Annotated in this window: 20 protein-coding genes; 13 read left to right on the plus strand and 7 right to left on the minus strand. The window is 66.8% G+C overall.

Annotation, left to right across the window (positions count from 1 at the left end; translation table 11 throughout):
* Positions 1–291, minus strand: a complete 291-nt coding sequence (locus DIE12_RS25735) for a YciI family protein (RefSeq protein ID WP_044848209.1) — start codon at positions 289–291, stop codon at positions 1–3.
* Between the two features lie 245 nt (positions 292–536).
* On the opposite strand from DIE12_RS25735, the gene DIE12_RS25740 reads away from it, so the two are divergent.
* The 3 genes from DIE12_RS25740 to DIE12_RS25750 all read left to right on the plus strand — a co-directional run bounded on the left by DIE12_RS25740 (position 537) and on the right by DIE12_RS25750 (position 2,571).
* A complete protein-coding gene (locus DIE12_RS25740; RefSeq protein ID WP_044848208.1) occupies positions 537–1,352 on the plus strand; it encodes a MetQ/NlpA family ABC transporter substrate-binding protein in 816 nt (271 codons plus the stop codon).
* 437 nt (positions 1,353–1,789) lie between these two features.
* Positions 1,790–2,245 carry an STM2901 family protein gene (locus tag DIE12_RS25745; RefSeq protein ID WP_124520718.1) on the plus strand — a complete coding sequence of 152 codons (456 nt, stop codon included), beginning with the start codon at positions 1,790–1,792 and terminating at the stop codon, positions 2,243–2,245.
* A complete protein-coding gene (locus DIE12_RS25750) occupies positions 2,239–2,571 on the plus strand; it encodes a DUF1493 family protein (RefSeq protein WP_124520720.1) in 333 nt (110 codons plus the stop codon). Before DIE12_RS25745 ends, DIE12_RS25750 begins: the two co-directional genes overlap by 7 nt.
* A gap of 100 nt (positions 2,572–2,671) precedes the next feature.
* On the opposite strand, the gene DIE12_RS25755 is transcribed toward DIE12_RS25750, so the two are convergent.
* On the minus strand, positions 2,672–2,980 hold the full coding sequence (locus DIE12_RS25755) for a VF_A0006 family four-cysteine protein (protein ID WP_124520722.1): 309 nt from the start codon (positions 2,978–2,980) through the stop codon (positions 2,672–2,674).
* Positions 2,981–3,298: 318 nt separating this feature from the next.
* Between DIE12_RS25755 and imuA the strand changes: the two genes are divergently transcribed.
* The 8 genes from imuA to nagE all read left to right on the plus strand — a co-directional run bounded on the left by imuA (position 3,299) and on the right by nagE (position 16,348).
* Positions 3,299–4,006, plus strand: a complete 708-nt coding sequence (imuA, locus tag DIE12_RS25760; protein ID WP_124486526.1) for a translesion DNA synthesis-associated protein ImuA — start codon at positions 3,299–3,301, stop codon at positions 4,004–4,006.
* Entirely contained in the window at positions 3,939–5,435 is a 1,497-nt protein-coding gene (locus DIE12_RS25765; protein ID WP_124520724.1) for a DNA polymerase Y family protein, read from the plus strand. The genes imuA and DIE12_RS25765 overlap by 68 nt, the downstream gene beginning before the upstream one ends.
* 6 nt (positions 5,436–5,441) lie before the next feature.
* Complete coding sequence (locus DIE12_RS25770; RefSeq protein WP_124521569.1) at positions 5,442–8,657, plus strand: error-prone DNA polymerase; 3,216 nt, start codon at positions 5,442–5,444, stop codon at positions 8,655–8,657.
* Positions 8,658–8,963: 306 nt separating this feature from the next.
* A complete protein-coding gene (locus tag DIE12_RS25775; RefSeq protein WP_124486523.1) occupies positions 8,964–9,698 on the plus strand; it encodes a GntR family transcriptional regulator in 735 nt (244 codons plus the stop codon).
* Between the two features lie 97 nt (positions 9,699–9,795).
* Complete coding sequence (gene nagA / locus DIE12_RS25780; RefSeq protein WP_124486522.1) at positions 9,796–10,899, plus strand: N-acetylglucosamine-6-phosphate deacetylase; 1,104 nt, start codon at positions 9,796–9,798, stop codon at positions 10,897–10,899.
* Positions 10,892–11,899, plus strand: a complete 1,008-nt coding sequence (locus DIE12_RS25785; protein ID WP_124520766.1) for an SIS domain-containing protein — start codon at positions 10,892–10,894, stop codon at positions 11,897–11,899. The genes nagA and DIE12_RS25785 overlap by 8 nt, the downstream gene beginning before the upstream one ends.
* A gap of 15 nt (positions 11,900–11,914) precedes the next feature.
* Positions 11,915–14,497: a phosphoenolpyruvate--protein phosphotransferase gene (ptsP, locus tag DIE12_RS25790; protein ID WP_124520728.1), complete on the plus strand. Its 2,583-nt coding sequence runs from the start codon at positions 11,915–11,917 to the stop codon at positions 14,495–14,497.
* 87 nt (positions 14,498–14,584) lie between these two features.
* Positions 14,585–16,348 carry an N-acetylglucosamine-specific PTS transporter subunit IIBC gene (gene nagE, locus DIE12_RS25795; protein ID WP_124520730.1) on the plus strand — a complete coding sequence of 588 codons (1,764 nt, stop codon included), beginning with the start codon at positions 14,585–14,587 and terminating at the stop codon, positions 16,346–16,348.
* 259 nt (positions 16,349–16,607) lie between these two features.
* Here the strand turns inward: nagE and cydX are convergent, their stop codons facing one another.
* The 5 genes from cydX to rpoH all read right to left on the minus strand — a co-directional run bounded on the left by cydX (position 16,608) and on the right by rpoH (position 21,064).
* The gene (gene cydX / locus DIE12_RS25800) at positions 16,608–16,730 is read right to left on the minus strand and encodes a cytochrome bd-I oxidase subunit CydX (protein WP_006483737.1); all 123 of its coding nucleotides are present in this window, start codon (positions 16,728–16,730) and stop codon (positions 16,608–16,610) included.
* A gap of 54 nt (positions 16,731–16,784) precedes the next feature.
* Positions 16,785–17,921, minus strand: coding sequence for a cytochrome d ubiquinol oxidase subunit II (gene cydB / locus DIE12_RS25805; RefSeq protein WP_044847487.1), 1,137 nt, complete (start codon positions 17,919–17,921; stop codon positions 16,785–16,787).
* A 31-nt stretch (positions 17,922–17,952) separates the two neighbouring features.
* The gene (locus DIE12_RS25810; protein WP_044847486.1) at positions 17,953–19,533 is read right to left on the minus strand and encodes a cytochrome ubiquinol oxidase subunit I; all 1,581 of its coding nucleotides are present in this window, start codon (positions 19,531–19,533) and stop codon (positions 17,953–17,955) included.
* Entirely contained in the window at positions 19,523–19,798 is a 276-nt protein-coding gene (cydP, locus tag DIE12_RS25815; RefSeq protein WP_124486518.1) for a cytochrome oxidase putative small subunit CydP, read from the minus strand. The genes DIE12_RS25810 and cydP overlap by 11 nt, the downstream gene beginning before the upstream one ends.
* A gap of 330 nt (positions 19,799–20,128) precedes the next feature.
* Positions 20,129–21,064, minus strand: a complete 936-nt coding sequence (gene rpoH, locus DIE12_RS25820) for an RNA polymerase sigma factor RpoH (RefSeq protein ID WP_044847484.1) — start codon at positions 21,062–21,064, stop codon at positions 20,129–20,131.
* Positions 21,065–21,425: 361 nt separating this feature from the next.
* Between rpoH and DIE12_RS25825 the strand changes: the two genes are divergently transcribed.
* Together DIE12_RS25825 and DIE12_RS25830 are read left to right on the plus strand one after the other, a co-directional pair.
* On the plus strand, positions 21,426–21,995 hold the full coding sequence (locus DIE12_RS25825) for an acyloxyacyl hydrolase (protein ID WP_124520732.1): 570 nt from the start codon (positions 21,426–21,428) through the stop codon (positions 21,993–21,995).
* Positions 21,996–22,040: 45 nt separating this feature from the next.
* Positions 22,041–22,424, plus strand: a complete 384-nt coding sequence (locus DIE12_RS25830; RefSeq protein WP_124520734.1) for a nuclear transport factor 2 family protein — start codon at positions 22,041–22,043, stop codon at positions 22,422–22,424.
* Positions 22,425–22,480: the final 56 nt, after the last annotated feature.

Genomic DNA, 22,480 nt, shown 5'->3' on the forward strand with positions numbered 1-22,480 from the left:
TTACGGCAGCGCCGGCACGTTGAAGCCTTGCGCGGCACGCGTGATCCGGAATTCCGTCACGCGATACGTCGCGAGCCCTTCGGTCACGAACGGATCGGTCTCGAGGATCGCGTCCAGTTCGTCGCGGTCGATGCGGGCAGCGAGGATCACGCCGCCTTCGCGCGGTACCTTCGGCCCCGCCGCGATGAAGATGCCGCGCTCGAACAGCGGCTGAAGATACGCGCGGTGGCGTTCGAGTGCATCGTCGATGCGCTCGAGCGATGCGTTGTAATGGATGTCGATGACGTACATGGATCGCCCTGGAATTGTCGCCGGCGCGTGGTGTGCCGGTCGGCCGGTCTTTTTAGCACAGCGGCCGTTCCCTGTCGTGCCGGCCGTCGTCGCGCATCGTCCACCAGCACCGCCGCGGTGCATACCCATATGAGCGGGATGTATTTCACTTCCGGCCGATCCTGTGACACCATTTGCCCCTTCCTGCGAGTCCGGGGATACCCGTATCGCGCCCCATTTTCAGTTAGCAAGAAAGCGAGAAACAGATGAAGCGTCGCAGTCTCCTGAAGGTATTTTCCGTGCTGGCCACCGGTGCCGCGCTGACGCTGTCGGCGGGCGCGCACGCCGAGGACAAGGTCATCAAGGTCGGCACGGTGGCCGGCCCGGATGCGGAAGTTTGGCAGGTCGTGCAGAAGGTCGCGAAGGAGAAGGAAGGCCTGAACGTGAAGGTCATCGAGTTCAACGACTACGTGCAGCCGAACGCGGCGCTCGACTCGGGCGACCTCGACGCGAACAGCTTCCAGCACCAGCCCTACCTCGACAGCCAGGTGAAGCAGCGCGGCTACAAGATCGTCAGCGCGGGCCTGACCTACATCTCGCCGATCGGCGTGTACTCGAAGAAGTTCAAGGCGCTGAAGGACCTGCCGCAAGGCGCGAAGCTCGCGGTGCCGAACGATCCGTCGAACGAGAACCGCGCGCTGCTGCTGCTGCAGACGCAAGGCGTGATCAAGCTGAAGACGGGCGCCGGCACGGGCGGCAACAACGCGACGGTGCTCGACATCGCCGAGAACCCGAAGAAGCTGAAGATTTCCGAGCTCGACGCCGCGCAACTGCCGCGCGTGCTGTCGGACGTCGACGCCGCCGTGATCAACACGAACTACGCGCTCGCCGCGAACCTGCAGCCGACCAAGGACGCGATCGCGCTCGAATCGCTGACGAGCCCGTATGCGAACCTGATCGCCGTGCGCGCGAAGGACAAGGATCAGCCGTGGGTGAAGAAGCTGGTCAAGGCGTACCAGTCGGCGGAAGTGCGGGAGTTCATCAAGAAGCAGTTCAAGGGCTCGATGGTCGCGTCGTTCTGAACGCGATCGATTGACCGAACGAAGGCCTGCATGTGCGCAGGCCTTTTTTGTTTGTGCGGTGAGGGATGTTCTATTGACGCTGCGCAGGCGCCGCCTCGCTGGCTTTAACATGCCCGAGATTCGCCAGCGCAGGGAAGATCACACAACGCAATTGCTGCGTACTCGCTGGTAAGCGCCGTCTGGTAACGGTCTGTTACGTTGCCATCGAGCCGGTGCGTCGTTGCTCGAGTGCGGAACCGGTATGCCTTTTCTCGAGCCGGTATCCCGCTGTGCCCCGTCATTGCTCACGTCGAGCCGCATGACAAAAGTTTCGCGGGATATTCCACCGTCGTTGCATAGAGAGCGGCCGGAAGATCGGCAGGAATTTGTCCGCTCGGTAGCCATATGTCTTCGTTAGACTGAAAAACAGTTCTGGAAATTACACGCGAGGATATTGAATGGGGGCGGCCGAAAAGTTGGGCGGCGTTTACTATTATTATGGAATGGATAATCTGACTGCCGGGGAATTGTTCTTCTGGATAATGGTCGACGAATCCATGAATCAGTTGGGTGTCGACGATGCGGTGTCGGTTGGCATGCTTCTGCTTGGTAAAAACAATTTATCGACCCGTGTGAAACCCGGCGGAGCAATAAAAGGGACCTCGCGTGCAAGCCAGTTTTCGAGAAGGGTTTTTCAGAAGGCGCAGTTTCCGTTTGGTCTTAAGTTGCCCACCCTGGTGGGCGGGCCGGTGAAGGATCTGAAAGTCAGGATGGTGAGGAACATCGGCACTTTTGTGGGGAGAACGATACCCGTCGCAGGCTGGGTAATTCTCGCGAGTGACATTTGTATTATCGCTCATAAGGCAGCTAATCATTACAATAGGGTCGCGAGGGAGGGTGACAGGTTATGGTAGACATTGAGGATGAAGTAGTTGACTTCGTGAAGAAGAGGATTGGCTTCTCCATGTTGTCGAGGAATGTGGATATAACCGAAAATACCGATCTGGATGTTGACCTGGGCTTTGATGTTGCTGAAGTCGGAGAAATGATGAAGGAGTATTCGGAGGAGTTTGGTGTCGATATGAGTAGATTCGACATTAAAAAATATTACCCCGAAGAGGACTCTTCATTTCTTGACTTGATCAATCCGTTCAAGAAAAGAGTCGTTCATCATGTTCCGGACCTGAACGTCCGAATGTTGATTGCATCGGCCAAGGCTGGGCACTGGCTCTACAACTGACTGCTCACCGCTTTGCATTTGTCTGCGTCCGGGCGGCGGCATCGCGCCGACTCCTTTAGATGCGCTGCAGGCCCAGCGCCGGCTGACGCGCGCTACTCCCTCACATCTCGCCGCGCCGCGAGCAGATCGCCATGATCTGCTGGATCGCGTAGTTGTCGCGCACGCCCGGCAGCGACTGCACGACGCACTCGTGGAAGCGCCGCTCGCGCGGCAGCAGCATCGCGTTGTTGCGGTACAGCGCGTCGCACGAGCGCTGGATCAGCTGCGCGGCCACGCCGTTGCGGCTCTCACGCAGCGCGCCCAGCATGCAGTCGTCGTATTGCGCGTAGCCGTCGGTCAGTGCGAATGCCGCACCCGGCAGCGCCAGCGCGATGGCCGCGCATGCGATCGCACGGATCCCCCGTTTCATAGGCCCTCCGATGGTGTGGATCGGGTCGGCGGACAGCATAACGTAAAGCGGAAAGGGCGGCTGACGCGGTGCGGCGGGATCGGCGCGCCGGCGTCGCTTCGGAGCCGAGTTGCGGCGGGCGGTCGTTCCGCCCCGTCGGGTCGCGCGGTGGAAGCGGGCGACACGCGCCCGCCACGCCCGGGGCGGCTCGCCGTCACATGACGGGGGCGCCGGCTTTTCCTGCGCTTTTCATCTGACAAAACCCCCGTTTCGTACTAGTACTGTGCGACATGAACGCATTGCCATATACTGTATATCCATACAGTTGTGGGTGGCGTCATGCTCGCATCCTCCATTTCTCCCGAATCCCTTCATCCATCGCTCTGGCGCGGCTCGCAACTCGCGCGCGGCGGTGCGCGCACGATCGACACGGGTTTCGCGTCGCTGTCCGCCGAGCTGCCGGGCGGCGGCTGGCCGGTCGGCGGGCTCGTCGAACTGCTGGCCGCCCAGCCGGGCTGCGGCGAGATGCGGCTGCTCGCGCCGGCGCTCGCGCGCACCGTCAGCGCGCGGCGGCCGCTCGCGCTCGTCGCGCCGCCGCAGTCGCCGCATGCGACCGCGCTGGCCGCGCTCGGCGTGCCGGCCGACGCGCTGCTGTGGCTGCGCGCCGGCAGCCGTACCGATGCGTTGTGGGCCGCCGAGCAGGCGCTCAGGACCGGCTGCTGCGGTGCGCTGCTGCTCTGGCAGGACGCGCGGCCCGATGCGCTGCGCCGCCTGCATCTCGCTGCCGCGCGCACCGGCGACACGCTGTTCGTGATGCTGCGCCCGCTGTCGGCGGCCAAACAGCCGTCGCCGGCCGTGCTGCGCGTCGCGCTGCATCCGGTGCCGGGCGGCGTGTCGCTCGACATCGTCAAGCGTCGCGGGCCCGCGCGCGGCGAGCCGCTCGCGCTCGATTTGCCGTCGCCCATCGTGGAGAGCCGCTATGCGCGTCTTGCTCGGCATCCATCTGCCGCGCCTGCCGCTCGACGTGTGCGCCCCGCCGCCGTCTGACGGCGCGACGGACGACGCAAACGACGCAGGCTGCGCGGTGCTCGAGCAGGGTGTCGTGCTGATTGCCGACCCGCCCGCGCGCCGGCAGGGCGTGCGCGCGGGCATGAAGCGCGGCGGCGTGCTGACGCTTTCGCCCGACACGCGGCTCGTCGAACGCGATCCCGCCCGCGAGGCCGATGCGCTGCGCGCGGTCGCGCTCGCGTTGCTGCGCTTCTCGCCGTGCGTCGCGCTCGACGACGAAGCGACGCTGATCGTCGACGTCGGTCCGAGCCTGCGCCTGTTCGGCGGCCTGCCGTCGCTGTGCCGCCAGGTGCGCGCGACGCTCGCGGCGCTCGGCTATGCGGCGCGCCTGTCCGCCGCGCCGACCGGGCGCGGCGCGTGGCTGCTCGCGCGCACGTCGGCGCGTGCGCGCAGCCGGCGCCGCGTGGCCGGGCCGGCTTCGCTCGTTCGTACGCTCGATCGCTTGCCGTGCGTGCTGCTGCCCGACGCGCGCCCGTATGCGGGCTGGTTCGACGGCCTCGGCTGCCGCACGCTCGCCGATCTGCGCCGCCTGCCGCGCGCGGGGCTGCAGCGGCGCTGCGGTCCCGCGCTGCTGGCCGCGCTCGATCGTGCGTACGGCGATGCGGTCGAGCCGCTCGCGTGGATGGCGGTGCCGCCCGTGTTCGACGTGCGGCTCGAATTGCCGGAGCGCGTCGAATACGCGGAAGCCGTGCTGTTCGCCGCGCGGCGGCTCGTCGTGCAGCTCTGCGGGTGGCTGGCCGCGCGGCAGCTGTCGCTGGCCGCGATGACGCTCGATCTCGAGCACGAGCGCGGCCGCCAGGCGGTGCCGCCGACGCCGCTCGAACTCGCGTTCGCCGCGCCCGTGCGCGACGAGACGCACTTCATGCGGCTGCTCGGCGAGCGGCTCGCACGCGTCGAGTTGCCGGCCGCGGTGATCGCGGTGCGGCTGAAGGCCACGCGCGTCGAATCGGTCGCACCGCCGGCCGACGATCTCTTCCCCGAGCCGGGCGGCACGCGCGAGACGCGCGCGCGGCTGTTCGAACTGCTGGTCGCGCGGCTCGGCGCGGATAACGTGCTGCGCGCGGCGCCGGTGGCCGACTATCGGCCCGAGGCCGCGAACCGCTGGCTGCCGCTCGATGCACCGGCGGGCAAGCCGGCTGACGGACTGCCGGCTGCGCCGCCGCGTCCCGCGTGGCTGCTGGCCGAGCCGCTGCCGCTGCTGATGCGCGGGGAACGGCCGGTATTTCATACGCCGCTGAGAATGATGTCGTCACCCGAACGGATCGAGGCAGGGTGGTTCGACGGTCAGCACGTGGCGCGCGATTATTGCGTCGCGCAGGACGAAGAGGGCGCGTGCTATTGGGTGTTCAGGGAGCGGACGGGGAGCGAGGCCGAACCGCACTGGTTCCTGCACGGCCTGTTCGGGTGAGCGGCGATGGTTGCGGAATTCGGTTTGCTGCCCGATTACGCGGAGTTGTTCTGCCGCTCGAACTTCTCGTTTCTGCATGGCGCGTCGCATGCGGAGGAACTGGTCGAGCGCGCGGTGGAACTCGGCTATCGAGGGATCGCGATCACCGACGAATGCTCGCTCGCCGGCGCGCCGCGCATGCATGTCGCGGCAAAAGCGCAAGGGCTGCCGCTCGTCATCGGTTCGTATTTCGACGTCACGCCGGATGAAGTCGCCCCGGGTCACGATCCGGGCCCCGGTGCGTTCGGACTCGTGTTGCTGGCGCAGAACCGCGAGGGCTACGGCAACCTGTCCGAGCTGATTTCATGGCGGCGGATGGAGGCGCCGAAGGGAACCTACCGGCTGACGTCGAGGATGTTGTCGAGGCCGCCGGAGGCTTTCGCTCATCTGCGCGGCATGCCCGACTGTTTCGCGATTCTCGTGCCCGCGTATCCGGTGCGTGCGGAGGTACTCGATGCGCAGGTCGCATGGTTTCGCGCGACCTTCGGCGAGCGTGCGCGGCTCGGGCTCGTGCAGTTGCAGCGCGCGCTGGACGGCCCGCAGCGCGACGAGATTCGGGACGCAGGCGAGCGGCGCGGCGTACCTGTCGTCGCGCTCGGCGACGTGACGATGCATCGGCGCTCATGCAAGCCGCTGCAGGACGTGATGACGGCGATCCGCGTCGGGATGCCGGTGTCGGAATGCGGCTATGCGCTCGCGCCGAATGCGGAGCAGCATCTGCGTGCGCGCGGGCGGATTGCGAAACTGTTTGCGCCGGACGAGATCGCGGAGACCTGCGCGATTCTCGATGCGTGCGATTTCGAACTCGACTCGCTGCGCTACGAGTATCCGGACGAGATCGTGCCTGAAGGTCATACGCCGACGAGCTATCTGGAACAGGAAACCCTGGCGGGCGCGCGCCGTCGCTATGCCGGGGAGCCGCCGGCTCATGTCATGGAGCGGATCGGCTACGAGTTGACGCTGATCGCGAAGCTGAGCTACGAACCGTTCTTCCTGACGGTGTACGACATCGTCAAGTTCGCACGTAGCCAGAACATCCTGTGCCAGGGGCGCGGCTCTGCGGCGAACTCGGTCGTCTGCTATTGCCTCGGCATCACCGAAGTCGATCCCGACCAGAGCACGATGCTGTTCGAGCGCTTCATCAGCGAGAAACGTGGCGAGCCGCCCGATATCGACGTCGACTTCGAGCATCAGCGCCGGGAAGAAGTCATTCAGCATATCTACGAAAAATACGGCAAGCATCGCGCCGCACTCGCGGCGGCCGTTTCGACGTATCGCCCGCGCGGCGTGCTGCGGGAAATCGGCAAGGCGCTCGGCGTCGATCCGATGCTGGTCGATCGCGTCGCGAAGGGGCATCGCTGGTTCGACGGCAGCCGCGACCTGCTGCAGCAATTCGCGTCGACCGGGCTCGATCCGGCCACGCCGATCATTCGCGCATGGGCCGAACTCGCGGGGCGCTTGCTCAACTTTCCGCGCCACCTGTCGCAGCATTCGGGCGGCTTCGTGATCAGCCGCGGCAAGCTCACGCGGCTCGTGCCGGTAGAAAACGCGGCGATGGACGGGCGGCGCGTCATTCAGTGGGACAAGGATGATCTCGAATCGCTCAAGCTGATGAAGGTCGACGTGCTCGCGCTCGGCATGCTGTCGGCGCTGCATCGCGCGTTCGACATGCGCACCGCATGGCGCGGGCCAGAGGAGGACGGCGAGCCATTCACGCTGAAGCATATTCCGCAGGATGACGAAGCAACTTACGACATGATCTGCCGTGCCGATACGGTCGGCGTGTTCCAGATCGAATCGCGTGCGCAGATGTCGATGCTGCCGCGGCTGAAGCCGCGCAACTACTACGACCTCGTCGTGCAGGTGTCGATCGTGCGGCCGGGGCCGATCCAGGGCGGCGCCGTGCATCCGTATCTGAAGCGGCGCAGGATCGTGGCCGGCGAAGAGGAGGGGGAAGTCACGTATCCGAGCGAGGCGCTCAAGGAAGTGCTCGTTCGCACGCTCGGCGTGCCGATCTTCCAGGAACAGGTGATGCAGATCGCGATGGTCGCGGCCGGATTCACGCCAGGCGAGGCCGACCAGTTGCGTCGCGCGATGGCGGCGTGGAAGCGCAGGGGCGATCTCGGCCCGTATCACGACAAGATCGTCGACGGAATGCTCGAACGCGGCTACACGCGCGAATTCGCCGAGCAGATCTTCGAGCAGATCAAGGGCTTCGGCGAATACGGCTTCCCCGAGAGCCACGCGGCCAGCTTCGCGAAACTCGCGTACGCGAGCAGCTGGCTCAAATGCCACGAACCCGCGATCTTCGTCGCGTCGTTGCTGAACAGCCAGCCGATGGGGTTCTACGCGCCCGCGCAGCTCGTGCAGGACGCGAAGCGCCACGGCGTGAAGGTGTTTCCGGCCGACGTCACGCGCAGCGGCTGGGAAGCGTCGCTCGAAGCGCTGCCCGGCCAGCCGCCGCCGCACGGCCAGCCCGCGGTGCGGCTCGGCCTGTCGCTGGTGCGCGGTCTCGGCGAGGCCGCCGCGCGGCGCATCGAGGCCGCGCGCGCGGCCGGCCCGTTCGAGAACGTCGACGCGCTCGCGGGCCGCGCGCAGCTCGAACGGCGCGATCTCGAAGCGCTCGCCGCCGCGAACGCGCTCGCGACGCTCGCCGGCCATCGCCGCGATGCATTATGGCAAGCCGTCGCCGCAGCCCCCGAACGCGACCTGCTCGCCGCCGCGCCGATCGACGAAACGGAGCAGCCCGTGCTCGGCGCGCCGTCGGAAGCCGACGACATCCTCGCCGACTATCACACCACCGGCCTCACGCTGAACCGCCACCCGGTCGCGCTGCTGCGGCCCGCGTTGCGCGCGCAGCGGCTGTCGTCCGCGGCCGAGTTGCGCGACCGTCCCGACGGCCGGCTCGCGCGCGCGTGCGGGCTCGTGATCGCGCGGCAGATGCCGGGCACCGCGAAGGGCGTGATGTTCATGACGCTCGAGGACGAGACGGGCTGCGTGAACGTGATCGTGCGGCCCGAACTGCTCGCGCGGCAGCGCCGCGAAACGCTCGATTCGCGGCTGCTCGCGGCGTCGGGCGTGTGGCAGGTCGTCAGCGACGTGCGGCACCTCGTCGCGCAGCATTTCGAGGACCTGACGCCGCTGCTCGGCGGCCTGCGCACGTCGAGCCGCGAGTTCCACTGACGCGGCGCGCCGGCACGCCGCCGGATGCATACCAGTCGACCGAACTGGTTCTATTCAGGTATCGATTCCAGCGCCCAAAACCCGTCAAATCTGGCACCGGAACTGTCCCCTTGCATACCAATCCGGGTAAATCCCTATTCTGCATCATGTTGTAAACAAAGGATTTCCCGCTACTAAACCGCTTGCCTGGCAAGGCTTCCGGCGATTTTCACCTCTCTAATACCAGTTCGTTGACTGGTATTATGGTGGTTATATAATGCGTTCACTTTCGACGGTCCGAGATCGTCGTCCGACACCCGGAGGCACATGGAAACCGGCTGGTCCGAACTGGCGCCCGATCCCCTCGACGACACGCCGCTGTATCTGCAGCTCGCCCGCAACCTGGCGCGCGCGATTCACGCCGGCGCGTGGCGCGCCGGCGAGGCGCTGCCGTCGGAGCGGCTGCTGTCGGGGTCGGTCGGCGTGTCGCGGATCACGGCCCGCCGCGCGCTCGCGCTGCTGGTGGAGCAGGGGCTGATCAAGCGGGTGCGCGGGGCGGGCAGCTTCATCACGCCGCGCGTCGCCGATCCGCTGTCGCGTCTCGTCGGCTTCACCGCGAAGATGCAGCAGCGCGGTTTCGTGCCCGATTCGGTGTGGCTGTCGCGCACGCTGCGCGCCGCGCGCCGCGACGAGATCACGCGTCTCGGCCTCGCGCCGGGCGCGACGGTCGCGCGGCTGGAGCGGTTGCGCCGCGCGGACGGCATCGTGATGGCCGTCGAGCATTCGACGCTGCCGGCCGCGGCGGTGCCGGATCCGCAGGCGCTCGGCGCGTCGCTGTACGAATACCTCGACGCCCGCGGGATGACCGTCGTGCGCGCGCTGCAGCACTTTCGCGCGTCGAACGCGACGCACGACATCGCGAAGTGGATGGCGGTGAAGCCGGGCTCGGCCCTGCTCGTGATCACGCGCATCGGCTACGGCGTCGACCAGCGCGCGATCGAAGTGACCGAAACGTATTGCCGCGACGACTATTACGACTTCGTCGCCGAACTGAAACGCTGACGCGCGAGACTGCCCGCGCGCCACGTGCAATGAAGCACAACGCATTTGCAAATCGCGACGCGGATGTCCGCGTCACCAGATCATCAAGAGAAACGTCATGCTGACTGGAAACATCCTCACCCCCGACGGCTGGATTCACGGCTCGCTCGACAGCGAGAACGGCCGCATCACCACGCTCGACGGCACGCCCGCCGATCCCGCGAAGAACGACGCGCCGTACATCCTGCCCGGCTTCATCGACCTGCACGTGCACGGCGGCGGCGGCGCCGACGTGATGGAAGGCGGCGACGCGATCGAGACGATCGCGCGCACGCACGCGCAGTTCGGCACGACGAGCCTGCTCGCGACGACGATGACCGCGCCGCGCGACGAACTGATGCAGGTCGTCGCGAACCTCGGCACCGTCGCCCGCACCCGCACGCAGGGTGGCGCGCGCGTGCTCGGCGTGCACCTCGAAGGGCCGTACATCAACCCCGGCAAGCTCGGCGCGCAGCCGGACGCGGCCGTGTCGGCCGTGCTCGACGAAGTGCTGACGTACCTGTCGATCGCGCCGATCCGCGTCGTCACGCTCGCGCCGGAAATCGCCGGCCACATCGAGATCATCGGCGAGATGGCCGCGCGCGGCGTGCGCGTGCAGCTCGGCCACTCGCTCGCGACCTACGACGACGCCGTCGCCGCGCTCAAGCACGGCGCGTGTGGTTTCACGCACCTGTTCAACGCGATGTCGCCGCTGCATCACCGCAACCCGGGCCTCGTCGGCGCCGCGCTCGCGCATGCCGAGTACGCGGAAATCATCCCCGACCTGCTGCACGTGCATCCGGGCGCGATTCGTGCCGCGCTGCGCGCGATTCCGCGCCTGTACGTCGTGACCGACAGCACGTCCGCCACCGGCATGCCCGACGGCGAATACCGGCTCGGCAGCCAGCACGTGACCAAGTGCCTCGGCGGCGTGCGGCTCGCCGACGGCACGCTCGCCGGCTCCACACTGACGATGGACCAGGCGCTGCGCAACCTCGTGTCGCTCGGCCTGCCGATCGCCGACGTGTCGAACCGGATGTCGCGCTATGCGGCCGACTACCTCGGCGTCACCGATCGCGGCCGCCTCGAGCGCGGCGCATGGGCCGACCTCGTCGTGTTCGATCGCGACCTGAACCTCACCGCGACCTACGTCGAAGGAGAATCGATTGTCGAATATGCTTAAGGAAGCGCGCGAGTCCGCCCAGGTCGTCGCCGCGCAACTCGCCGACACCACGCGCGTCGAAACGCTCGCCGCGCAACTGCTCGATCACCCGCCGGCCGTCGCGCTGACGGTCGCGCGCGGCAGCTCGGATCACGCCGCCAGCTATTTCGCGAGCCTGACGATGAGCCGCCTCGGCGTGCCCGTCGCGTCGCTGCCGATGTCGGTCGCGACGCTGCAGCAGGCGCCGCTGAAGGTGCAGGACCAGCTCGCGCTCGCATTCTCCCAGTCGGGCAAGAGCCCCGATCTCGTCAACACGATGGCCGCGCTGCGCGAAGCCGGCGCGCGCACCGTCGCCGCCGTCAACGTGCTGCCGTCGCCGCTCGCCGACGCGTGCGAGCACCAGCTGCCGCTCCTGGCCGGCCCCGAGCTGTCGGTCGCCGCGACCAAGAGCTACATCGCGATGCTGTCGCTGTCCGCGCAGATCGTCGCGTACTGGCAGCGCGACGCCGCGCTGATGATGGCATTGCGCGGCCTGCCCGACGTGCTCGCGCAGGCCGGCCGCCTCGACTGGTCGCCGGCCGTCGCCGCGCTCGCGGGCATCGAGCGGATGATCGTGATCGGCCGCGGCCTCGGGCTTGCGATCGCGCAGGAAGCCGCGCTGAAGCTGAAGGAAACCTCCGGCATCCAGGCCGAGGCATTCTCGAGCGCCGAAGTCCGGCACGGCCCGATGGAGCTGATCGACCGCGACTATCCGCTGCTCGTGTTCGCGCCGCCGGGGCCCGAGCAGGCCGGGCTGCTGCAGCTCGCGCAGGACATGCGCGCACGCGGCGCGGCCGTGCTGCTCGCGGCGCCCGCCGGCACGCCCGGCGCGACCTTGCCGCTCGCGCAGTCCGCCCATTCGGCGCTCGACCCGATCGCCGCCATTCTTTCGTTCTACGTGATGGCGGCGGATCTCGCCGTCGCGCGCGGCCGCAATCCCGACACGCCGCGCCACCTGAACAAAGTCACCGAAACGCACTGATAGCCGAGACAGCCGATGAGACGCGCCGAGGAGTCCCAGTTGAAGAGTTCCACCCATGATCAGATCGTCCTGCTCAGCCCCCTGACCGGGCCGATCGTCGCGCTGGCCGATGTGCCCGATCCGGTGTTCTCCGGCGGGATGTTCGGCGACGGCATCGGCATCGACCCGCTCGCGGGCCAGCTCGTCGCCCCGTGCGCCGGCGTCGTGTCGCATCTCGCGCGCACCGGCCATGCGGTGACGATCACGACGCCGCAAGGCGCGGAAGTGCTGCTGCATATCGGCATCGACACCGTCGAGCTGAACGGGCAGGGCTTCACCGCCCACGTCGAAGCCGGCGCACGCGTCGACGCGGGCGACCTGCTGATCGAGTTCGACCAGGACGCGGTCGCGCGCAGCGCGCATTCGCTGGTTTCGGTGATCGCGATCGCGAACTCCGACGCGTTCGACGTCGTCGAGCGCGCGAGCGGTTTCGCGACGGCCGGCGAGACGCCGATCCTGACGCTGCGCGGCAAGGGCGAAGCGGCCGCGCAGGCGGCGCAGGCCGGCGCCGCGGCGATGAACGAAGTGCGTCGCGAACTCGTGCTGACGCAGCCGGGCGGCCTGCATGCCCGGCCGGCCGCACGCGCACGCGAATCCGTGCGCGGCTTCGACGCGACGGTCGACGTGCAGTTCGACGGCCGCAAGGCGTCGATCGCGAGCGTCGTGGGCCTGCTCGCCCTTGGTGCCGGCGAAGGCGCGACGATCGAGCTGATCGGCCGCGGCGCGCACGCGCAGCAGGCCGTCGACGCGGTCGAGCACGAGCTGCTGCGCGAAGCGCACGGCGAAGTCGAGGAGAAGCCGGCGCGGCTGCGTTCGCCCGCACCGCAGCCGATCGTGCACGACACCGGCGCGACACTCGACCCGAACACGCTCGCGGGCGTGTGCGCGGCGCCCGGCATCGCGGTCGGCACGCTGGTGCGTCTCGACGATGTGGAGATCGTGCCGCCCGAACAGGCGAGCGGCACGCCCGCATCGGAAAGCCGCCGGCTCGACCAGGCGCTGACGGCGGTCGACGCCGAACTCGACGAAACGGTGCGCAACGCATCGGCGCGCGGCGCGGTCGGCGAGGCGGGGATCTTCGCGGTGCATCGCGTGCTGCTCGAAGACCCGACGCTGGTCGACGCGGCGCGCGACCAGATCAGCCTCGGCAAGAGCGCGGGCTTCGCGTGGCGCGCGACGATCCGCGCGCAGATCGACACGCTGTCGAAGCTCGACGATGCGCTGCTTGCCGAGCGCGCGGCCGACCTGCGCGACATCGAGAAGCGCGTGCTGCGCGCGCTCGGCCACACGAGCGGCGCGACCCGCACGCTGCCCGCCGAGGCCGTGCTCGCCGCCGAGGAATTCACGCCGTCGGACCTGTCGTCGCTCGATCGCCAGCGCGTGACCGCGCTCGTGATGGCGCGCGGCGGCGCGACGTCGCATGCGGCGATCATCGCGCGCCAGCTCGGCATTCCGGCGCTCGTCGCGGTCGGCGACGCGCTGTATGCGATTCCCGACGGCACGCAGGTCGTCGTCGATGCGAGCGCGGGCCGTCTCGAACATGCACCGACCGCACTCGACGTCGAACGCGCGCGCCACGAGCGCCAGCGCCTGGACGGCGTGCGCGAGGCGAACCGGAAGCTGGCCGGCGCCGCCGCCGCGACGGTCGACGGCCGCGCCATCGAGGTCGCCGCGAACATCGCGACGCTCGACGACGCGAACACCGCGGTCGACAACGGCGCGGACGCGGTCGGCCTGCTGCGCACCGAGCTGATGTTCATCCATCGCCAGGCCGCGCCGAGCGTCGTCGAGCACCAGCAGAGCTACCAGTCGATCGTCGATGCGCTGCAGGGCCGCACGGCGATCATCCGCACGCTCGACGTCGGCGCCGACAAGGAAGTCGACTACCTGACGCTGCCGCCCGAGCCGAACCCGGCGCTTGGCCTGCGCGGCATCCGCCTCGCGCAGGTGCGCCCCGATCTGCTCGACGATCAGCTGCAGGGCCTGCTCGCGGTGAAGCCGTTCGGCGCGGTGCGCATCCTGCTGCCGATGGTGACGGATGCCGGGGAACTCGTGCGGCTGCGCCAGCGCATCGACGAATTCGCGCGGGCGCAGGGCCGCACCGAGCCGATCGAGGTCGGCGTGATGATCGAGGTGCCGTCGGCGGCGCTGCTCGCCGACCAGCTCGCGCAGCACGCGGATTTCCTGTCGATCGGCACCAACGACCTGACGCAGTACACGCTCGCGATGGACCGCTGCCAGGCCGATCTGGCCGCGCAGTCCGACGGCCTGCATCCGGCCGTGCTGCGCCTGATCGACATCGCGGTGCGCGGCGCCGCGAAGCACGGCAAATGGGTCGGCGTGTGCGGCGCGCTGGGCGGCGATCCGCTCGCGGTGCCGATTCTCGTCGGCCTCGGCGTGACCGAACTGTCGGTCGACCCGGTGTCGGTGCCGGGCATCAAGGCGCGCGTGCGCCGTCTCGATTACCAGCTGTGTCGCCAGCGTGCGCAGGATCTGCTCGCACTCGACTCGGCACAGGCGGTAAGGGCAGCAAGCCGCGAGGTCTGGCCGCTCGACTGAACGTCGACGGCGGGCGCGCGACCCGTTTCACTACGCAAGCAATTAGGTCAACGACGCTTAATGACGAGACATGGATTGGAGGATTGAATGGACGGGAATCCGTTTCTGAAGATACAGGGCCTGGGCCGGGCGCTGATGCTGCCGATCGCGGTGTTGCCGGTCGCCGGCATCCTGCTGCGGCTCGGGCAGCCGGACGTGTTCAACATCAAGATGATCGCCGACGCCGGCGGCGCGATCTTCGACAACCTGCCGCTCCTGTTCGCGATCGGCGTGGCGGTCGGTTTCGCGAAGGACAACAACGGCGTGGCGGCACTCGCGGGCGCGATCGGCTACCTGATCGAAACCGCGATCATGAAGGACATCGATCCCAAGCTGAACATGGGCGTGCTGTCCGGGATCATCGCGGGTGTCGTTGCGGGCCTGCTGTACAACCGCTACAAGGACATCAAGCTGCCCGACTACCTCGCGTTCTTCGGCGGCAAGCGGTTCGTGCCGATCATCACCGGGCTCGTGTGCGTGGTACTCGGCATCGTGTTCGGATACGTGTGGCAGCCGGTCCAGCATCTGATCGACGCGGCCGGCCAGTGGCTGACGACGGCGGGCGCGATCGGTGCGTTCGTGTTCGGCTTCCTGAACCGCCTGCTGCTCGTCACGGGCCTGCACCACATCATCAACTCGCTCGCATGGTTCGTGTTCGGCAACTTCACGCCGCCGGCCGGCGGCGAGCTCGTGCACGGCGACCTGCACCGCTTCTTCGCGGGCGATCCGACCGCGGGCACCTTCATGGCCGGCTTCTTCCCGATCATGATGTTCGGCCTGCCGGCCGCGTGTCTCGCGATGCTGCACGAAGCGCCGAAGGAGCGCCGCGCGATGGTCGGCGGCCTGCTGTTCTCGATGGCGCTCACGTCGTTCCTGACCGGCGTGACCGAGCCGATCGAATTCAGCTTCATGTTCCTCGCGCCGGTGCTGTACGTGATCCACGCGGTACTCACCGGGCTGTCGCTCGCGATCTGCCAGATCCTCGGCGTGAAGCTCGGCTTCACGTTCTCGGCCGGCGCGATCGACTACGTGCTGAACTACGGGCTGTCGACGAAGGGCTGGATCGCGGTGCCGCTCGGCATTGCGTACGGCGTCGCGTACTACGGGCTGTTCCGTTTCTTCATCCGCAAGTTCAACATGGCGACGCCCGGTCGCGAGCCGGCCTCGGCCGACTCGGCAACCGAGTCGTTCGCGTCGGGCGGTTTCGTCGCACCGGCGGCCGGTGCCGCGGCGGCAGCGCCGCGTGCGCAGCGCTACATCGCCGCGCTCGGCGGCGCGGGCAACCTGACGGTCGTCGACGCCTGCACGACGCGCCTGCGCCTGAGCGTCGTCGATCCGGAGAAGGTGTCGGAGCCGGAACTGAAGTCGATCGGCGCGCGCGGCGTGCTCAAGCGCGGCGGCAACAGCGTGCAGGTGATCATCGGGCCGGAGGCGGACATCATCGCCGACGAGATGCGTTCGGCGATCGGCAGCGGTGCGGCCGGTGCCGCGGCGGCGGCGGCGGTCGCGCCCGCGCAGCCGGTCATGGGCGCTGCGGCCGGTCCGCTCGATCCCGATCCGCTGCGTTGGCTTGCGGTGTTCGGCGGCGCGACCAACGTCGCATCGCTCGACGCGATCGCGACCACGCGCCTGCGCGTCGTCGTGCGCGACGCAGCGGCGGTCGATCGCGATCGGCTCGGCGCGCTCGATGTCGCATGGGTGGCGCCGGACACGTTCCACATCGTCTGCGGCAACGCGGCGGCGCGCTATGCGGAACAGCTCGGCGCGCGCCTGCCGTCGACGGGCGGTGGTGCGGCCGTGCAACCGGCATGATCTGACGAGACCGGCCCGATCCGCCTCGCGGATGCGGGCCGCCGGTCGGTAAAACGAAAACGGCTTGCGACGCGTGTGTCGCAAGCCGTTTTTCTTTGTCGGCGCGCGGGCGCGATGCGTGCATCGGCATCGCGCTCAATTGGCTTCGACGTGCCGCGCGTGCCGAACGAATGTCCGGACGAAAAAAAACCTCGCACGTAGCGAGGTTCGTTCCCGACGGCGGGCGGCGGGGCGATCAGCCGCCGCCGCGCCGGAGCGGTCAGTCGCGGCGTGCGCGCACCGGCGCTTCCTGCGGCTTCTGCCGCGCTTCGAGCCACATCGCGTTGACGATGCCGAACGACAGCGCGACGCCGATACCGAGAATCCAGCTGAAGTACCACATGATCCGACTCCTTGCGAAACGGTGGGCGAGGGCGCGTGCGCGCCCCGGCCGGGTTCAATACATCGAGTGCTTGTTCTCTTCGAGCGACTGGTGCGTGACCTTGCCGCGCATCACGCGGTACACCCAGCTCGTATAGAGCAGGACGATCGGCAGGAACACGATCACCGCGAACAGCATCACCTGCAGCGTCATGTGGCTCGACGTCGAATCCCACACGGTCAGGCTGCTGCGCGGGTCGAGCGACGACGGCATGATGAACGGGAACATCGAGAAACCCGCGGTCAGGATCACGCCGGCGATCATCAGGCCGGTGCAGAAGAACGCCGTCTTTTCCTGCTTCGAGCCGGCGAGCAGCAGTGCGAGCAGGCCGCCCGCGATCCCGACGACCGGCGCCGCGATCATCCACGGATACTCGCCGTAATTCGCGAGCCACAGGCCCGAGCCGGCCGCCACGTCCTTCAGCAGCGGGTTCGCGACCGTGTCGGTCGGCGCGGCGTGCGTGATGTGGAAGCCGCCGATGGTCGACGCGATCAGCACGCCGGCCAGCACGAACAGCACGACCGCGACGAGCGCCGACACCCGCAGCGCGATCGACGCGCGGCGTGCGATCACGCCGTCGGTCTTCATCTTGATGAATGCCGCACCGTGCGCGACCAGCATCGTGAGGCTGACGAGCCCGCAGAGCAGCGCGAACGGGTTCAGCAGCGCCCAGAAGCCGCCGTAGTAGGTGACGCGCAGGTCGCTGTCGAACTTGAACGGCACGCCCTGCAGCAGGTTGCCGAACGCGACGCCGAACACCAGCGCGGGCACGAAACCGCCGACGAACAGGCCCCAGTCCCAGCCCGCGCGCCAGCGCGGGTCGGGCCGCTTGCTGCGATAGTCGAAGCCGACCGGCCGGAAGAACAGCGCGAACAGCACGAGCAGCATCGCGAAGTAGAAGCCGGAGAACGACGCGGCATAGACGAGCGGCCAGGCGGCGAACATCGCGCCGCCGGCCGTGATCAGCCACACCTGGTTGCCTTCCCACGTCGCACCGACCGTGTTGACGATGATGCGGCGCTCCTCGTCGGTCTTGCCGAGGAACGGCAGCAGCGCGGTCGCGCCCATGTCGAAGCCGTCGGTGACGGCGAAGCCGATCAGCAGCACGCCGACGAGCAGCCACCAGATCAGCTTGAGAGTTGCATAGTCCATAGCGATTCCTTGTTCCGTTGCGGGGGCGTGCTCAAACCGCGGCACGCTCGCCGGCTGCGGCGAGTTCGTGGTGATAGCGGCCGGTATGCAGCGACGACGGGCCGAGCCGCGCGTACTTGAACATCAGCTTGATCTCGATGACGAACAGTGCCGTGTAGAACGCGATGAAACCGGCGAGGCTCAGGTACAGGTCCGTCGACGTCAGGCTGGACGCGGACAGATGCGTCGGCAGGATGCCCGCGATCGTCCACGGCTGGCGACCGAGCTCGGCGACGACCCAGCCGAATTCCGCGGCGAGCCACGGCAGCGGGATCGCCCACACCGCATAGCGCAGGAACCAGCGGCGGTTGTCCTGCAGCAGCTCGCGGCGCGCGCAGAACCAGAACGCGGCGACGAAGGTCGCGAGGAACAGGAAGCCGAGGAACACCATGATCCGGAACGAGAAGAACACGGGCGCGACCGGCGGAATGGTCTTCTTCGCGGCGGCCTTGATCTGATCCGGCGTCGCATCGGTCACGTTCGGCGTGAACTGCTTGAGCATCAACCCGTAGCCGAGATACTGCTTGTGCTGGTCGAACAATGCGCGGGTCGCGTCGCTCGTGTCGCCCTGCTTGATCTTCTGCAATGCGCCGTACGCGACCATCCCGCTCTGGATGTGCTCCTCGCTGCGCTTCGCGAGCTCGCGCAGGCCGATCACCGGCTCGTCGATCGAGCGCGTCGCGATCAGGCCGAGCGCGTACGGGATCTTGATCGCGTAGTCGGTGCGCTCTTCCTTCTGGTTCGGAATGCCGATCAGCGTGAACGACGCCGGCGCCGGCTGGGTTTCCCATTCCGATTCGATCGCGGCGAGCTTCATCTTCTGTACTTCGCCGGTCGTATAGCCCGACTCGTCGCCAAGCACGATCACGCAAAGCGTCGACGCGAGACCGAAGCCGGCCGCGACCGCGAACGAGCGCAGCGCGAAGTCGGTGTCGCGCTTCTTCAGCAGGTACCACGACGAGATACCGAGCACGAACATCGCGGCCGTCACGTAGCCGGCCGACACGGTGTGCACGAACTTCACCTGCGCGACCGGGTTGAACAGCACGTCGAACAGGTTCGTCAACTCCATGCGCATCGTCTGATAGTTGAACTCGGCGCCGACCGGGTTGTTCATCCAGCCGTTCGCGACGAGGATCCACAGCGCGGACAGGTTCGAGCCCAGCGCGACGAGGAACGTGACCATCAGGTGCTTGACCTTCGACAGACGGTTCCAGCCGAAGAAGAACAGGCCGACGAACGTCGATTCGAGGAAGAACGCCATCAGGCCCTCGACCGCGAGCGGCACGCCGAAGATGTCGCCGACATAGTGCGAGTAGTACGACCAGTTCGTGCCGAACTGGAATTCGAGCGTGATGCCGGTCGTCACGCCCATCGCGAAGTTGATCCCGAACAACTTGCCCCAGAACTGCGTCATGTCCTTGTAGACCTGTTTGCCGGTCATCACGTAGACGGCTTCCATGATGACGAGCAGCCAGGACAGGCCGAGCGTCAGCGGCACGAACAGGAAGTGGTAGAGCGCCGTGATGCCGAACTGCAGACGCGACAGATCGACGACTTCGCTACTTATCATGGTGGTCTCCCTCGGTAGATGCAGGCGCCGGCACCGAGAGCAGCTTCTCGGCGACGACGGCAGGCGGCAGCGACATGTGCTCGGCCTGCGGATGATTGAAGAATGCGTATTTGAGCGACATCAGGAGGATCAGCTTGACGATCAGCACCAGCGTGATGTCGCGCATGAGGGTCGGCCCGCGCGCCCACGCGGCGATGCGTGCGCGCCAGCCGCTGCCTGTGGCCTGCGGGGGACGCGGCGCAGGCGCTTTATTGATCGAGATCAAGGTGATTATCCTGAATCGATTTACATCGGTTTTGGGGCGACTTTACGTCGGATTTATGACGGCAGTTAAGCTGTTTTAATCCTTTTGAGCCGACATGCCAATTTTAAAATGCCGGCTTTCCGATGCCGAGTGCGGCGATGCGGCAGACCGTCGCGAAGCGCGTGCCGAAACTTGAGGCAGATCAAGGTTATGCGGAAGGGGCCGGAATTCGCCCGATACCCGATCAACAAGGTCGATTAATCAGACACGATCGAGGCTAAAAACGACAGACGAAAAAAAACCGCTGCCGGGCGGGCAGCGGTTTTGGGTGAAGCGCTCTAAATTGCGGATTCAGGCGTATTCGGCAAGTGCGGTGCGCATCTTCTTCATGGCGCTCGCTTCGATCTGGCGGATGCGTTCCGCCGATACGCCGAACTCGGCCGCGAGATCGTGCAGCGTCGAGCCGCCCGAGCCGTCGTCGTCGACGTTCAGCCAGCGCGCCTCGATGATCCGGCGGCTGCGGGCGTCGAGCGCCTCGAGCGCCTGCGCGATGCCGTCCGTCTGCAGCATGTCGCGCTGACGCGCGGCGAGCACGGCGGTTGGCTCGTTGTGCGAATCGGCCAGGTAGGCGATCGGCGCGTACGACTCCTCGCCGTCTTCCACTTGGCCCTCGAGTGCGATGTCGCCGCCCGACAGGCGCGTTTCCATTTCGGTCACGTCTTCGCGCTTGACGTTGAGCTCCTGCGCGAGGCCGTCGATTTCCTCGGGCGTCATCGCCTGCATGCTCTTCTTGTGGCTGCGCAGGTTGAAGAACAGCTTGCGCTGCGCCTTCGTCGTCGCGACCTTCACCATCCGCCAGTTGCGCAGGATGTACTCGTGGATCTCGGCCTTGATCCAGTGGATCGCGTACGACACCAGACGCACGTTTTGCGCCGGGTCGAAACGCTTCACCGCCTTCATCAGGCCGATGTTGCCTTCCTGGATCAGGTCGCCGTGCGGCAGGCCGTAGCCGAGATAGTTGCGCGCGATCGACACGACGAGCCGCAGGTGCGACAGCACGAGGCGGCGTGCCGAGTCGAGGTTGTTGTCTTCGCGGAATTCGGTCGCGTACTGGCGTTCCTCTTCGGCGCTCAGCAGCGGGATCCGGTTGACGGCCTGGATATACGCGTCGATGTTGCCAAGCTGGCCCGGCAACATCGATTGAGTCGCGAGCGCCAGCGAGCCTGCCGATTCGGCCTTGGCCGGCGTCGGGCTCAGGGTATTCGGAAGGGTCAGGGCGTGGCTCACTAAAAAACTCCTTTGGAATCAGGGACAAACCCCTGGTCTCGGATGAGATTCCGGGGCCCATCTTAGCACTCCCGTAATCCGAGTGCTAATTCCTTAGAGGGCACGGGGGCATCCGAGTTCCCAGTTTTCTATCGAACTTGTCGAGTCGATAGTCTAATTTGCGACCGGGCTGGCGGAGGGAAGTTCCGTAAGCCATTGTTTCTGATGGTAATCAGTAGACGATTTCGATTTTTGTAGTTTTGGAAGCAAACAATTTCGCTTCGCGATGCCGATCCGAAAAGTCCTTTACCATACCATTCAGTTCGCTCGGGCCCGGCCGCTGCGGCAAGGCTCCATTCAACCCACAAAGTTGGAGTGTCAGATGAACAATAAGAAGAATCGCCGGCCCCATAGTCGGCTTGCGCTGCACGCGTTGCTGGCGGCGTCGCTGCTGGGCGGATCGGGTGCCGCGTTCGCGGATCGATGGGGAATCCAGGCCGGCGGCGGGTTTTCCGATCGCCACGGGATCGACAAGGGCGATCTCGGCGTCGTATGGGATCCGGGCTGGAACTGGTGGGAAATCGGCGGCTGGCACTTCGCGTTCGTGGTGGAAGGGCACGCCGGCTACTGGCATACGGGCGGCAATGTTCATGGCAGCATCGGCGAATTCGGCGCGCAGCCGATGTTCCGCTTCATCAAGAGCGCGGGCCAGGTGCGTCCGTTCATCGAGGCCGGTGCCGGCATCCGCTTCCTGACTTCCCCGACGATCTCCAACAATCTGTCGCTGGCGACGTCGTTCCAGTTCGTGGACGTCGCCGGCGTTGGCGCCCAGTTCGGAGAACGGCAACAGTATCAGGTCGGTTACCGTTTTCAACATGTGTCTAACGCGGGTATCAAAGAGCCGAATCCTGGTATAAATTTCCACCAGTTCTACGTGCAGTACAACTTCTGATCCGCACGCCGGCGCACGGCGGGCGCGTTGCCGAGGAGTCAGGCGATGGCGAAGGTGGTCGATGCGGTTCGCGCGCTCGAGCGCGATCGGTTCCGGGCGATGGTCGACGGAGACGGCGAGGCGCTCGACGCGCAATTGTCGGACAAGGTGTTCTTCGTGCACACCAACGGCAAACGCGAAACCAAGCAGCAGTTCATCGACGCCATCGTCGCCGGCCGCCGCCGCTATCGCCAGATCGAAATCCAGTCGCAGGACCTGCTGCCCGTCGGCGACGCGACCTGCGTCGTCACCGGGCGCGCGTTGATCGAGATGGAAACGAACAACGGCGGGCTGGTGTTTCCGATCGCCTATACGGCCGTCCACACGCATGAGCAGGGCCACTGGCGCCTGCTCGCGTGGCAGGCGACGCGGTGCGCGACCGAGACATGAGCGCGCCTGGCGCTCCTTTTCATGTCCCGACCGAAGCGGCCTTCTGGGCCGCTTTT

The organism is Burkholderia sp. Bp9015 (assembly GCF_003853505.1).
In the GTDB taxonomy this organism is placed as follows: domain Bacteria; phylum Pseudomonadota; class Gammaproteobacteria; order Burkholderiales; family Burkholderiaceae; genus Burkholderia.

Excerpts from the sequence above, each read along its gene's own strand:
- DIE12_RS25735 (WP_044848209.1), bottom strand. The coding sequence starts at position 291 with ATGTACGTCATCGACATCCATTACAACGCATCGCTCGAGCGCATCGAC.
- DIE12_RS25740 (WP_044848208.1), top strand. The coding sequence starts at position 537 with ATGAAGCGTCGCAGTCTCCTGAAGGTATTTTCCGTGCTGGCCACCGGT.
- DIE12_RS25745 (WP_124520718.1), top strand. The coding sequence starts at position 1,790 with ATGGGGGCGGCCGAAAAGTTGGGCGGCGTTTACTATTATTATGGAATG.
- DIE12_RS25750 (WP_124520720.1), top strand. The coding sequence starts at position 2,239 with ATGGTAGACATTGAGGATGAAGTAGTTGACTTCGTGAAGAAGAGGATT.
- DIE12_RS25755 (WP_124520722.1), bottom strand. The coding sequence starts at position 2,980 with ATGAAACGGGGGATCCGTGCGATCGCATGCGCGGCCATCGCGCTGGCG.
- imuA (WP_124486526.1), top strand. The coding sequence starts at position 3,299 with ATGCTCGCATCCTCCATTTCTCCCGAATCCCTTCATCCATCGCTCTGG.
- DIE12_RS25765 (WP_124520724.1), top strand. The coding sequence starts at position 3,939 with ATGCGCGTCTTGCTCGGCATCCATCTGCCGCGCCTGCCGCTCGACGTG.
- DIE12_RS25770 (WP_124521569.1), top strand. The coding sequence starts at position 5,442 with ATGGTTGCGGAATTCGGTTTGCTGCCCGATTACGCGGAGTTGTTCTGC.
- DIE12_RS25775 (WP_124486523.1), top strand. The coding sequence starts at position 8,964 with ATGGAAACCGGCTGGTCCGAACTGGCGCCCGATCCCCTCGACGACACG.
- nagA (WP_124486522.1), top strand. The coding sequence starts at position 9,796 with ATGCTGACTGGAAACATCCTCACCCCCGACGGCTGGATTCACGGCTCG.
- DIE12_RS25785 (WP_124520766.1), top strand. The coding sequence starts at position 10,892 with ATGCTTAAGGAAGCGCGCGAGTCCGCCCAGGTCGTCGCCGCGCAACTC.
- ptsP (WP_124520728.1), top strand. The coding sequence starts at position 11,915 with ATGAGACGCGCCGAGGAGTCCCAGTTGAAGAGTTCCACCCATGATCAG.
- nagE (WP_124520730.1), top strand. The coding sequence starts at position 14,585 with ATGGACGGGAATCCGTTTCTGAAGATACAGGGCCTGGGCCGGGCGCTG.
- cydX (WP_006483737.1), bottom strand. The coding sequence starts at position 16,730 with ATGTGGTACTTCAGCTGGATTCTCGGTATCGGCGTCGCGCTGTCGTTC.
- cydB (WP_044847487.1), bottom strand. The coding sequence starts at position 17,921 with ATGGACTATGCAACTCTCAAGCTGATCTGGTGGCTGCTCGTCGGCGTG.
- DIE12_RS25810 (WP_044847486.1), bottom strand. The coding sequence starts at position 19,533 with ATGATAAGTAGCGAAGTCGTCGATCTGTCGCGTCTGCAGTTCGGCATC.
- DIE12_RS25825 (WP_124520732.1), top strand. The coding sequence starts at position 21,426 with ATGAACAATAAGAAGAATCGCCGGCCCCATAGTCGGCTTGCGCTGCAC.
- DIE12_RS25830 (WP_124520734.1), top strand. The coding sequence starts at position 22,041 with ATGGCGAAGGTGGTCGATGCGGTTCGCGCGCTCGAGCGCGATCGGTTC.